Annotated in this window: 10 protein-coding genes; all 10 read right to left on the minus strand. The window is 42.9% G+C overall.

The window, feature by feature from the left end:
- Window positions 1-206: 206 nt before the first annotated feature.
- The 10 genes from FDP09_RS16550 to FDP09_RS16595 all read right to left on the minus strand — a co-directional run bounded on the left by FDP09_RS16550 (window position 207) and on the right by FDP09_RS16595 (window position 12,596).
- Complete coding sequence (locus FDP09_RS16550) at window positions 207-1,421, minus strand: VapE domain-containing protein (protein WP_137403727.1); 1,215 nt, start codon at window positions 1,419-1,421, stop codon at window positions 207-209.
- A 33-nt stretch (window positions 1,422-1,454) separates the two neighbouring features.
- Entirely contained in the window at window positions 1,455-1,733 is a 279-nt protein-coding gene (locus tag FDP09_RS16555) for a helix-turn-helix transcriptional regulator (RefSeq protein WP_137403728.1), read from the minus strand.
- Between the two features lie 97 nt (window positions 1,734-1,830).
- Entirely contained in the window at window positions 1,831-2,469 is a 639-nt protein-coding gene (locus tag FDP09_RS16560; RefSeq protein ID WP_137403729.1) for a hypothetical protein, read from the minus strand.
- A 222-nt stretch (window positions 2,470-2,691) separates the two neighbouring features.
- Complete coding sequence (locus FDP09_RS16565; RefSeq protein ID WP_137403730.1) at window positions 2,692-3,834, minus strand: tyrosine-type recombinase/integrase; 1,143 nt, start codon at window positions 3,832-3,834, stop codon at window positions 2,692-2,694.
- Window positions 3,835-4,001: 167 nt separating this feature from the next.
- Window positions 4,002-5,384: a tRNA uridine-5-carboxymethylaminomethyl(34) synthesis GTPase MnmE gene (mnmE, locus tag FDP09_RS16570; protein WP_137403731.1), complete on the minus strand. Its 1,383-nt coding sequence runs from the start codon at window positions 5,382-5,384 to the stop codon at window positions 4,002-4,004.
- Window positions 5,385-5,675: 291 nt separating this feature from the next.
- On the minus strand, window positions 5,676-5,969 hold the full coding sequence (locus FDP09_RS16575) for a hypothetical protein (RefSeq protein WP_137403732.1): 294 nt from the start codon (window positions 5,967-5,969) through the stop codon (window positions 5,676-5,678).
- A gap of 1,187 nt (window positions 5,970-7,156) precedes the next feature.
- Window positions 7,157-7,612: a thioredoxin family protein gene (locus tag FDP09_RS16580; RefSeq protein WP_137403733.1), complete on the minus strand. Its 456-nt coding sequence runs from the start codon at window positions 7,610-7,612 to the stop codon at window positions 7,157-7,159.
- A 228-nt stretch (window positions 7,613-7,840) separates the two neighbouring features.
- Window positions 7,841-9,139, minus strand: a complete 1,299-nt coding sequence (locus tag FDP09_RS16585) for a DUF4861 domain-containing protein (protein ID WP_137403734.1) — start codon at window positions 9,137-9,139, stop codon at window positions 7,841-7,843.
- Window positions 9,136-10,917: a hypothetical protein gene (locus tag FDP09_RS16590; RefSeq protein ID WP_137403735.1), complete on the minus strand. Its 1,782-nt coding sequence runs from the start codon at window positions 10,915-10,917 to the stop codon at window positions 9,136-9,138. The genes FDP09_RS16585 and FDP09_RS16590 overlap by 4 nt, the downstream gene beginning before the upstream one ends.
- A gap of 80 nt (window positions 10,918-10,997) precedes the next feature.
- A complete protein-coding gene (locus FDP09_RS16595; RefSeq protein WP_137403736.1) occupies window positions 10,998-12,596 on the minus strand; it encodes a RagB/SusD family nutrient uptake outer membrane protein in 1,599 nt (532 codons plus the stop codon).
- Window positions 12,597-12,604 lie beyond the last annotated feature (8 nt).

The following is a 12,604-nucleotide window of genomic DNA, read 5'->3' on the forward strand; positions in this document are numbered from 1 at the left end:
TTAAATGGTGAAAATGTAAAATATGCCTACTACAACTACTACATACTACAAATCGCTCCCTAATGATAATATGAAGGTGTTTTCAGGGAAGTTTGTGGTGTAGTACCCTTTTTTCTGGTGCTACTACAGGCTACTACAAGTAGCTGTGTAGTAAGCTGTAGTAGTTTTCTCTTTCAACCACCTACTACACTTAAACCACTGTATATCTAACGGTTATAACCTTTGTAGTAGGTAGTACCCTGATTTTCTATTTTGACATAATATCCCTTTCTGGGGTAGGCAGAGGAATGGTGGCCACGCTTGGAGCACTGCTCAAAGCCCAATCTTTTAAGCGCCTTTCCGACCTCCTGTATGCTGATCCTGACCTTTCCATCTTCAAGACCGGTCAACATGGTCACAATATCCGATGCGGTCATAAAGGGATCTTCCTTGGTTCCCGGCAAAAGGTATTTCTGGACCAGCTCAAACTCCACGGTGAGGGAACTGAAAAAGACATTGGCCCTTTCATTCTCCTCGATCTCCTCCCTGGTCATTTCAAACCGGTAATCGGAATAGAGGAGCTGATAGGCCTGGGACCAGACAATGTTGATATCAATGTCCTTTTTGTAGTCCCAGTCAATTCCTTTGAGGGGGAAGCAGAGCCAGCGGACACTCCCTGTCTCATCGGTCAGGAATTCGGCCTTGTTGGTACTGCCCCATATGGATGCCCTTCTCGGTTCCATCTTGGCTTTACGGTCATAGGGGTGGCGAACTTTCACGGTTGACTTGCTCATCAGGGTTTTCTGGGCATTGATCTCTGCCCGGGAAAGGGTGGAGAGTTCATCCTGGATAATCCCGAAGTTCTGGCAAAGGGCAATTAAACTGTCCTTGTCCACTGAGATATTCTCAGCATAATACTCCCTTAGTTCAGGAGGAACCAAAAAGCGTGTTAGCGTGGTCTTCCCCGTATTCTGTTTGTCCTGGATAAAGATGAACGCCTGCTTGTTGTAATAGTCGTCCCGTATACTGCAGGCCACACAACGCACCAACCATTTCTTGAACTGTACATTAAACCTACCCTGGTCCTCGGCATGGATATAGGAAGCAAAGCGGGCGATATAATCGCCATGCTCTGCCTGGTTCCATAGTTCCTTGTGCTTCTCGAAATAGGCCACAAAGGGATCTGTTGAAGGGATATAGTCCGAACTGAGAAAGGAGGATATTTCACCCACCGAAGTCCGGTAACCTCCTGCCCTGGCTTCTATGTACAGTGTATTAGGATTGACCGGATGGTAACGGTTGGTTTCTTTCTCACTGGCAAACACCTCGTTCAGTACAACGTTATTGATGAAATCATACTTGGACATCAGATACCTAATCATTCGTACCGTGGAAGAATTCGAGCCACCATCAAGGTCTTTGACTTTTTTATGGGTTCTCATAATCCCGTTCAAATAATTTGACCAAAGTTTAATTTATCTGGTCTTCTTGTATCGAAAGGCATCCATTTTGATCTCACTTTCTGGTTTATGGCTGTTTTGCAATAGCCATTCATCAATTTTCTTTTTCTCAAAAAATAGCATCTTCCCATTGGGTTTGGAATACGGGATTTTAGCCTCATGGACTAACTTGTAGATAAATGATTTTTTGAAGCCAGTATATTCACATAGCTCCTCTACATTTAGTATATTTTTTAGGCCACAAATATACTTTTCAATTCGGTTGAGTTTTTGTAAGATAATTTCGTTTTCCATTGCTTTTTATTTTGTTTGATAGATAAAGCAAAGGAAATAATTGAAAAAATTAATTTGGATGACAGCTTAAGCATCCTTAATATTTTTATGGTGATTCTTAAGGTAGTTGCTCCATTTCATTAAAGATTTGGTCGATATCATCCTTATATTTTGGTGCGATGCTATATTTTCTATTATTGGATTTCGAAGCATAAAGTGATCCAGGCTTAAGATGGCCATTTTTATTGGTAAAAATTTTTCCAAGATTAGAACTGTTAAGGTTAACAGTGTATTGTTGTAATTTGGTTAATAAATAGGATGTTGAAGGATTTCTAAATTCCAACTTAAACATAGGGTTTAGGGGAAATTTTCCACCTAAGAATAACCTGACAAAACTTTCACGATCTTCGATTCTGACTTGATCATCATCGTACATAAAAATTCCATGTTTTACAAAATTGTCAAACATATTCTCTAATTGACTTTTGTTCAATTCAATCTCGAAATCCTTAATTTTATTCTCATTTATTATTTTCTTGGCTTTTGGCAAAAACCGTTCTTCAAACTTCATACTCCAAGTAAAATCCATGAAAATAAGGGAGATGATAAATAGACCAAAGATCAATGAAAAGAATGCTACATCTTTCAAAAGCAGGCCATAGGAAGAGGAATTAAGGAAAACAAAAATCGACAGGAGCATAATGGGTACAGAGAATGAGTAGAAAAATAGTCTTGGCTTTTCCACTTTTTTCTTCATACCGACCGGTTTCCTATTAAACATATATTCTGAATACCAAATAGGATATCGTCTTACCAGTTTAAAAATATAGTATGCTCCCACAACAATCATGATAGTAACGGTCACATATCTAAATGTATTAAAATCCGAATAGTAAATAAATAGGGTATTGTAAGCCCCAGCCAATAATAGGAGCAAAAATACCATTATGACAATTCGATAAGGAAAATTGTCCATAACCTAAAGTTTTAAGTTTAGTTCAAGATTTGGTATTATATGGGCAGACTCCCTCATTTTCTCATCCACTATTTTAGCATAAATGGCCGTTGTTTTAATCTCCTTATGTCCTAATCTCTTCTGGACGGTGTATAGGTCAGCGCCATTTTCCAATAATAGTACCGCATTGGTGTGCCTGGCACTGTGAAAGGTAATGTGCTTGAATACCCCAGCTCGGTTGCACCACCTCACAATTTCATTATTATAAACAGCACTGTACTTAAGACCGTAGAATACCCTGTCATGTGGGGTTTGCCGTTCACCAAGTAAATCCCTTGCCTGCTTGGAAATATATAGGTACTCTACCCCATCTGTTTTCTTTTGTCGAAAGTTTACCCTGAAAGTGTTATCATCCTCATCCCGGACCTCAGACCAGGTAAGGCCATTGATATCAGACCACCTAAGTCCAGTTAAACATGAAAACAAAAAAGCTCTTTTTAGAACCTTGTACTTACACTGGGTATTGGTGAGAGCCTGCAGTTCAGAAAAGGTCAAATACTCCCGTTGGCTTTCTGCTTGTTCAAAGGATTTCACCCTAGCAGCGTAGTTGATGTTTAAATAGCCATCATCAAAGGCACTTCTTAGACAGGCTTTGAATTTATTAAAATAGGAGTACTTGGAATTCATGGAAAGGGGAAGATCACTCTTCGTGCGGGCTTTTTCATCAAAATACCGTCTTACCCTTTTGGTAAAACTATCGTCAACCTCATCAAATAGAAAATTAGGACTAACACAGTTTTTCAAGTGAACAAATGCGGACGTCCATACGCCATAATTCTTTTCTGAATTGGCTTTTTCCTCCATCTTCTCCTTAAAAAAATCAAGAAAAGGTCGCTTGGATTTGCTTAGGTTTTTTACATCAAACTTTCCCTGAATGTAATCACTTTGCCGGATCGCAAGGATATTTTCTGCCAGATGGAGTTTTTCCTTGTTCTCCTTCTTTTCTCTAGCAGAATTTGGATTTTGGTGCAGATAAATCTTCAAGAACTCAAAATCCCTTAAATGGATTCGCTTGCCTTTCTCATCTATAGTAGAGCCTTTATAGTATTCTATAAAAAGACTTAGCTTTCCATTCTGTAGTTTCTTCTTCTTTAAAGATATCTTCATAATACAGGTATGGTTTAAAAGTTGAACAATTGTACAACCATTTTTCATAAAGATGTACAAATGATGTAACCAATGTACCAAAAAAGAATATTATGAACAAGTAAAAATCGTTTAAATAACTGATTTACAGGGTAAAGAAAAACATTTAGAACTAAAGAAATCTGGATTTATTTGCCGATACAAAACTTACTAAATATATTAGCCAGTAAATCATCAGTAGTAATCTCACCGGTAATTTCTCCAAGAAAATGGAGGGAACGGCGGATGTCCATCGCCAAAAAATCGTTGGTGATTTCATTGTCAATGCCCTCTAAAACATCCAATAATGATTCTCGAGTCTTCACCAACGAATCATAATGGCGGATATTGGTTACTACGGTGTTGCCTGTTCTGAATTTGTCCAAATTTACCAACTCCAATACCTTGTCCCTTAGATCATCCAAGTGCTCCTTCTGACCAGCAGAAATAAAGATCGTGTCGGGATGCTTTTTGTTTAACTCTTCTACAAACTCATTGCTGGCCTTGTCTATTTTATTGGCCACCTTTACGAATGGTACACCGAGATTCTCTAACTTATTGATGTCACGGTTGATTTCTACCATGTCCGTGTCACTAAGATCAAAAATATACAAAATTAGCGAGGCGGTTTTCATCTTTTCCTGGGTCCTGGAAACCCCCATTGCTTCAATGGTATCCGTCGTTTCCCGTAGGCCGGCCGTATCGATAAAACGGAAAATCACCCCGCCAATATTGATTTCATCTTCGATAAAATCCCGCGTGGTGCCAGCAATGTCCGAAACAATGGCCTTTTCTTCATTGAGGAGCGCATTTAGTAACGTGGATTTTCCGGCATTGGGCTTACCGGCAATGACCGTCGGTACCCCATTTTTGATCACATTTCCCAAGTCAAAACTCCCAATTAACTGCTCCACTACGCGTAAAAGTTTTTCAACCAACTGCTGCAGATCATCCCTACTGGCAAATTCCACATCCTCTTCCACAAAATCCAATTCCAATTCTATCATCGAGGCAAAATGGATCAATTGGTTACGCAGCTCCTTGATCTCTCCACTAAACCCACCCCTCATTTGATGGAGTGCTGCCTGATGGGATGTTTCACTGTCCGAATGAATCAGGTCTGCCACTGCCTCGGCCTGAGCCAGATCAAATTGCCCGTTCAGAAATGCCCGCTGGGTAAACTCTCCAGGTTTGGCAGGCCTCGCCCCTTTCCTTATCAACAGTTTGATCACTTGGTTTATGATATAAGAAGATCCATGTGTGGAAATCTCCACTACATTTTCCTTGGTAAAGGATTTTGGCGCAATAAACAGTGATACCAATACTTCATCAATCACCCGTTCACCGTCCCTAATTGTCCCAAAATGAATGGTATGGCTGGCTTGGTCTTCTAGGTTTTTGCCCGTAAACACCTCATTGGTAAGCCGAATGGCATCCTTACCGGAAAGACGGATAACGGCTATGGCGCCTATCCCTTGGGGAGTGGCAAGGGCAATGATGGTATCTTCTTTTTCACTGATCGAAAAGCTCATGCAAATGGATTAGGTCATGTATAAGGACACAAAGATACGAGACATTGGGAGAAATGACGAATCTTTCATTAGTCTAACAGGGAAATCGTCTTTCGTCCCAATGATGTTACTTCATTCAGGCTGACGTCCCCGCAATGATGGCTCAAAACCGATTTTCTTGATTCTCCACCTCTCGGTAAAATGACCAAAACTCGATGGTGACATGTATTTGGACTGGCATGATGTAAAATCATTTTTGTGATCATTACATAAGTGGCCCAATGCCGTTTAGTTAAGGGGATTTCCTTCTTTTCATATACCTAAAAGTCCTTTTTTTTTTTGATTGACTTTGGCTGGGGAAACCTGATCATCCTGGTGGATTTTATCCTTTTCCTTTTTTCCATTGATGAAAAAAGAAAGAAAAAAATCTAGGCCGGTGGTATGCCTTTTAAAATGGGACATAAATTTCCCCTGCGACGTGGATCCGTCGCCCATTATAATTTCCACCCGATGGCTACGGCCTAAAAGTGAGTGGGTCTCGCTGTTCCACGACGCGAGCCAACTCCCTTTCTTAACGGCCTCCACCATCGGCTGGAAAACAGGCATACCAAGGGCCGTAATAAGGAAGCGATACCTTTTTGGGACTTATTAATTTTAAAATCGTCACTGCGAGGCTTAGAGGGAGATATGAGGGGTGGAAGCCGTGGCAGCTCGCCGCGGCGAGTTGCCACACCCTTTTCCAACCCACATCCTCCTTAAAAGGGTTCGCAACGATTTTAATACAAAAATTAAGTCGAGCTCAGGTTATTAACTGAATCCGCCTTGCAGGTATTGGGCGTTAAGAAATTAAAAAGCGGGGCAAGAAGGCAGGCTTGTTTGACGAAGTGCTGCCCAAAAATAATGTTGGCAGCTAAAGAAGGTTTACCTGGCTTTAGATAGGCCTGCTTGGCTTTAGACAGGAGGAGTTTGCCTGCATGAGGGGAGCCTTTAATTTTAGGCCAATAGCTGCACACCTGTGCGCCGTGGCGTAGCGGCGGGGTTTTTTGGTTACTTTGTGTGTCCTGAAGTTCGGGAAACCGGACATGCTATCCAACTGATGTCGAATAGGGCGTGACAACCCTTGGCACGACGGCTGGGACTGGATCAGGCAGACCAGTCAAATTCCCCTGATGGTGCTGCGCTTTCAAGGCTGTGGTACTGAGCGATCAGAAGGAATGCGTTTCGAAAAGCTGAACGAAAGTGAACCGTTCGATGAAGTGTCGTGAAAAATACTTCCTGTCAAAACCGGGGGCTAGAGTAACTTCCGGGACAAAATAGGCAGCGCAGACTGAGAGTTGGCCTATTGGCAGGCGGCATTAAGGCGGCAGGAGTTCGAAACAGGCGGTTGGATGGAACAGGAGAACCATCCCCTTTATTAGGGATGGGGCGGATCAGTCCGTAGTAGTGTTGAAAGCTCTGGAAACGGAGAAAGAGCGAAGGGACTGAGGCAATCGGTTTTGAATGGTTCCACAACCTAAAAACTAGGGAAGATGGAGTTGTTTGAAACAAAATCTGGAACATCAGATTTGATTGTCAAGAGCCGTATGACGGGAGACTGTCACGTACGGTTCTGAGAGAGGCTTGGGCATAGGGCCCAGGCCTACTCGACTTTGACCTGAAGCAAAAAAGTGACAAAGGTAAAGGGATGAAAACCACCTAGGGATTTAGCTAGAAAAATAACTGCCCAAGGAAAAAATATAGAACCCATATTTTCCAGATACACACTAACTAAACGGCATTGATAAGTGGCCTCATTAATCTTTACCAAACCGCTGAATAGTAGTTTTGAGGTCTTTGATAAAAGCCTCAGGTTTGCGGTATCCAGGAAGTTGGGTTATATTTTCCATGGTGGAATCAATAATTACAAAATTGGGATAAGAACTTACCCGCATGGCCCTCGCCATACTCGCCTCGGTGTATTCTTCCCCTTTAAATTCAAATTTCTTACCGTTGTTTTCTGCATCCAGCTTCACGGCATAGAAATGATCGTTCAAGTAACTGATCACTTCTGCATCGGTAAAGGTTTCCTTATCCATCTTTTTGCACCAGCCACACCAATCCGTATAAACATCCACGATGACCATTTTGGGATTTTCCTTGTTTAGTGCGGTGGCTTCTTCAAAAGTGTACCATTTGATCGCTTGTTCTTCTTGGGCCATACCCAAAAAAGCGAACAGCATAAAAGCCAGGAGGAATGTAAGTCTTTTCATTTGTTTTATCATAATACTTTTAGCCAAGCTACAATTAATGTTAAATGAATACGGGATATCTGTGCCAAAGTTTTGATTCCCTATTTTAATCACACAAAACCGAAATGATCACTTGGTGGAAAATGAAAGGTAATACATAAACAACCTATGCAAAATACCTAAATTATTCATTTAAGAAATATTCATCAGAGAGCGCAATAAAATAAATTTCATCTTTAATTACCTATTTCATTTAATTTCTGTCGCTATTGGTACCGCAATTTCTCCAACCAATTTCTCCAAGTACTCCCTAAAATACGCTTCCTTCGCAAATCCCGGATCGGCCAGCTCCCAGGCCGCTACTGCAAAATACTCCAATGGCTCACCTGATTTAACCTTCACCTTGGCCAGAAAACTATCCGTTAGTTGGCCCGTTTGTGGCGCTTTTGTCCAGCCTTGGTACACCGCATCTGGAATGATCAATGCCATTCCCAAATACCATTCCTTGTCATAGGTCTGCTTATCATGTGTGAAAAGCACGGTAAACCCATCCTTTTTGAAGGTTTGGAGCACCTTTTCCGTATGGATGTTGACGAGTCCGATTACACCGCTTTCGTCTCCTTGTAAATTTTCGAATACCACTGAATTATGGTACCCATACATTCCAGGCCAGATTTCCGTCGTTTCTTTCACTTGGTAAGTCCTCCCGGTTCCTTCTGGCATCCAATCCTCGTAGTCATAGGTCATTACTGATAGCAACGGCCCGCTTTCGACTACTTCAAAAGTCGTCGCAGCCACATTATTGGCACTGTCTCGCTGGGTAACGCCCAACCGTACCAACTCCTCGCCGATCATCAGTGAATACCCCCCAAGTCCTACTGAGGTACCCACGGACAGGATATCCCTGCCCCAGTCTTCCATGACATGGTAATTATCCTCGGTTACGCCTGCATTATTGATTCCGACATTCCTAGGAGACATACCATGGATTTTTTTGCCAAAAACATCCTTGGAATTTCTTCCATCCAAATAGTGACGAAAACCTACCTTGTCATTTTCCCATGAGGGACCATCTGTTTGATAAGGCTGATAGCCCATCACGCCCGGCAACTCATTGGGGTAGAAGGTGTCCTTTTTGGCCGGACGAACGGTATCCGATTCCGAAGACCTTACTCCAAAGCGCACATAGGTTTGTTCCTTCCATTCTGGTACACTCTGTCGCCAGTTTAGGCCAATTTGCATGGAAGTGCCTTGATCTAAATCAACCAAAAAGAACAACTCATCCCACTGGCCATCTCCATCGGTATCTACCAACTGGCTTGGAATCGTGTCTTCTGCCCCAGAAATAAGCAGCGGTGCCATTCCTATCCGATAAGTAGTATCCAGTGCTGACCTTGAAATGCGGATAGGCTTTTGGACCAAATCAATCTGGCTGGGGTTACTGACCGTTATCGATGCATCATCGTCCACTTTGGGTTCACATCCTCCCACTGAAAGACAAGCTACCAATGGCAAAAAAAACAGGTGTTTAAATCGCTGATAAATCATTGAAATGTGAGTTTGTGGGTAAATGGAGTGATGCCGGTGAGATAGACATGATTGCCTTCAGTTCGCAAAGATCCAAAATGCACACTATATTTCTCCCCGTCCAAGCGACGGATGCGTCCATGTTCTTTGATGCCCGGACCAAAGGTGATCCTATCCCCATCTTTTTCAAAGACGCCTTGACCATCAGTCAAGAAATAATTATCTTCCCCATCATATGCAGGTTCTACCCCTTTCAATTGGCCTGCTTGATCAAAACACATTTCCACAGTTACACTCACTCCCTCCAATCCACTCACCTCAAAGAGTACATCCACTTTACCATTGTATTCCTCGACAGTTACCTTACTTTCCAGTGTCTTTACATTGCTCAAGGGACGCTTGTCAAACGCCATTTTGCTCCAGAATCTTCCGTCCACGCTTGGGGTAAGTTCATAATCTCCATCTTTGTTTCTAAGGGATTTTGGCAACGGCTGGTAATAGGGTGCCTCCAACTTTTGGTAAAGGTGATATTTGCCATTTTCATGACGAAGTCCTTGGCTCCTAAAATGTCCCATACTGAAAAAACTGGCAGACATCCGCATGTACCAGAGAATGGCATTGCCCTTTCGGTAACTAAAAAAGTTAGGGCTGACAGATCGGCCTGAGGCAATGATCAAAGGCCAGTCCACACCACCAAAAATTGTGGCCGTGGTATTTTCCCTCCTGATTCGCGCCAGACTGCTGGTGGTAAACAGTTTTTCGAAATCCACCGGAACAGGTTCTCCTTCGGGAAGGTCCTTTCGAAGCATTCCATCTTCCATAAAGTGAAATAGTGCTTCTTCTACAATAATCCGATCAAAACCAGGAAAGCCTTCAATCAGCTGACATATTTTGGCAAAGCGACCATTTTGGTCATAGTTGGCTAAATAGCGATAGTGTAAATACTGCACCACAATACTTCTATGGGAGTATTGGTCTTGCCGTCTACTGTCTGTCGTTACCAAGTCGCCATTTGGCTCCATATAATAATAGGTCATCTCCAAACTCTTCCGAGGAGCATCATATAATTCTGGGCGGCCCAACAGCCTACCCAAGGCGATAAAAGCATTGTTTTCGACATCGGAATAGTTCATGCTACGTTCGGGATAATGCCCGTCCTTGTCCAAATAAATCCCTTCGCTGAGCCACTCATCAATACGGTCAACATACTGCGGATCAGGATAAAGCTGGTTGATCCTGGCCAGCGCATGACAAACCACCCAACGGTGATTCGGGGTATGTATCCCTCCTACTACCAGCGCCTCACCTGTCTTTAGTACAAATCCTTTGATCTTTTTCTTAACTGGAGCTAACGCACGGTCAGATTTTTGGCTCAAAATATAAACCCCTGCACACAGGGGCTCCATGATAAATGCCGTATCAGGTGGAGACTCCAGGTTTCCAGCGTTAATGGTGCCATCTGGCCGTTGGTTTTCGATCAGCTTGTCCGCAGTATAGTCCAATAAGCCTATCACCTCAGCAGCCTCATAAAACCGGGAATCACTGCAGCAATAGGCAGATGCAAGCATCGCAAAATTATAACCGTAGCTTCGTCCACCATGCTTATTTGCATTGTCTCCCTTGTCCAGTAAATTTTGAACATGTTGATCATTGGCCTTCACCATTTCTTGCCATAGAGACGATATACCATTATGTCGCTGATTTCCCGCTGATGCAAAACCAAGCGTAGGCATCAGATACATGGCAGAACCAATACCAAAAGTTTGTTTTAGAAAAGTACTCCTATTAATTTTTTTCATTTTATGGTCGTTTTGTATAAAGGGTAAAATGGGAAGTGCTCCCAACAGGAGCACCTCCCTTGCACATAAACCCCCAACAATTAATATCCGTCGTTCTGGGTGATACTATTTCCCGTTACATCCATTTCACTCTGTGGAATAGGCCTAAGGCTGTGAAAAGGCTTAATGGCATTGTTCAGCGCTGCATGGGGATTATGGGCCAGTACTCTTTCCTGCAGCTTGCCAGTACGCTTGAGGTCCATCCATCTGCTGATTTCTCCTGCCATTTCAATCGCACTTTCGTCCAGGATCACGTCGATATCGATATCTCCTGCTTCCAGCATCACCTCCAATCCGGCACGATCACGAAGTGCATTGATGTGCTCTGCAGCCTTACTGGCATCTCCTGCTAGAAGGTAAGCCTCTGCAGCAATCAGTCTTGTCTCTCCTGATCGGATCAGAATGGCATCCCTTTCCCCGTCCGGATTAATACCTGGATTGGTATATGGTACACCAGGATCGTCAAATTTCCTGAAATTGGGAAAATGAACTTGGGTCAATCCATCAGGTGTAAAATATTCGTCAGGATTAAAAACCACGTAATCTTTACTACTGATAATGGCTTCCGACCAGTCTGTTTTGGGAAAGTAAATACTGGTGTCCCCTGCTTGAATAACCCCATCTGGCCCATTCACTTCCGCAATCATCAACCTTCTGATCGTAGCGTTCTCCCTCTCGTCGCCCGCTTCAAACAAGCTGAAGAAGTAAGGTGTCGGTGCCCTTCCCAGCCCTCTGTGATATAGGGTGGACCGGGTCTGGCCGGGATACACGTCGTAAACAAATTTAAACAGCAAATGTCGGTTGTTACCGAGTCCCCTGGAAACGGGATTATCTCCGTAGAGCAAGGAAAAGATGACCTCATCGTTTCGTTGGTTCTCTATGGAAACCAATGAGGCATAATCATCTACCAATGGATGCTTATCAATTACGGTTTCTGCCAAAGCAGCCGCTTCAGTAAAGTCAGCGGCACTGCCAAAATCTTTATAACCTCTTGTCAAAAGCACTTTTGCCTTTAGATGTCTTACGGCATCCTTGGATACCTTACCATATTGGGCAGGAGACTCGTTAACCCCAGCCAGTGCCTCGTCCAAATCACTGATCATTTGGGCATATACCTCTTCTTCACTTGCCCGTATAAAGTCCGTTTGAGCAGTCTTTATTTCCTCCAATACCAACGGGACACCACCAAAATTCTCCACCAAGTGAAAATAAGAAAAGGCGCGTAGAAATTTAGCTTCTCCTAACCCTACAGCTCTATCTTCATTACTAAGACCCTGGACCTGGTCTGCCCTGCTGATCGCAATATTGGCGGCTGAAACTACATTAAAATAATTGGTCCAATACGTCTGAAGGCTACCATTCACCGGGCGAAGGTTGACATAATCGTTTAGCTCACTGATCCCTGCAATGATATCCCTTCTGGTAAAGATGTCAGTTCCTTGGTGGTCAAGGTCATAAAAGGTAGTAGCCAGTCGCAATTTGTCATAGGCATTGGCCACCATTTGATCCAGTGCGGTAGGATCACTGAGCAGGATTTCATCGGACAGGTAGTTTCTGTTTTCTTCTTCCAGAAAGTCCGAGCAAGAAGACAAGCCCATGATTCCGATGACACTTACGAATAATATAATATAGTTCTTCATGATGCTTT

Source organism: Echinicola rosea, from assembly GCF_005281475.1.
GTDB lineage: Bacteria > Bacteroidota > Bacteroidia > Cytophagales > Cyclobacteriaceae > Echinicola > Echinicola rosea.

Coding starts and splice junctions, on each gene's coding strand:
- FDP09_RS16550 (WP_137403727.1), bottom strand. CDS start 1,421: ATGAGAACCCATAAAAAAGTCAAAGACCTTGATGGTGGCTCGAATTCT.
- FDP09_RS16555 (WP_137403728.1), bottom strand. CDS start 1,733: ATGGAAAACGAAATTATCTTACAAAAACTCAACCGAATTGAAAAGTAT.
- FDP09_RS16560 (WP_137403729.1), bottom strand. CDS start 2,469: ATGAAGAAAAAAGTGGAAAAGCCAAGACTATTTTTCTACTCATTCTCT.
- FDP09_RS16565 (WP_137403730.1), bottom strand. CDS start 3,834: ATGAAGATATCTTTAAAGAAGAAGAAACTACAGAATGGAAAGCTAAGT.
- mnmE (WP_137403731.1), bottom strand. CDS start 5,384: ATGAGCTTTTCGATCAGTGAAAAAGAAGATACCATCATTGCCCTTGCC.
- FDP09_RS16575 (WP_137403732.1), bottom strand. CDS start 5,969: ATGCCTGTTTTCCAGCCGATGGTGGAGGCCGTTAAGAAAGGGAGTTGG.
- FDP09_RS16580 (WP_137403733.1), bottom strand. CDS start 7,612: ATGAAAAGACTTACATTCCTCCTGGCTTTTATGCTGTTCGCTTTTTTG.
- FDP09_RS16585 (WP_137403734.1), bottom strand. CDS start 9,139: ATGATTTATCAGCGATTTAAACACCTGTTTTTTTTGCCATTGGTAGCT.
- FDP09_RS16590 (WP_137403735.1), bottom strand. CDS start 10,917: ATGAAAAAAATTAATAGGAGTACTTTTCTAAAACAAACTTTTGGTATT.
- FDP09_RS16595 (WP_137403736.1), bottom strand. CDS start 12,596: ATGAAGAACTATATTATATTATTCGTAAGTGTCATCGGAATCATGGGC.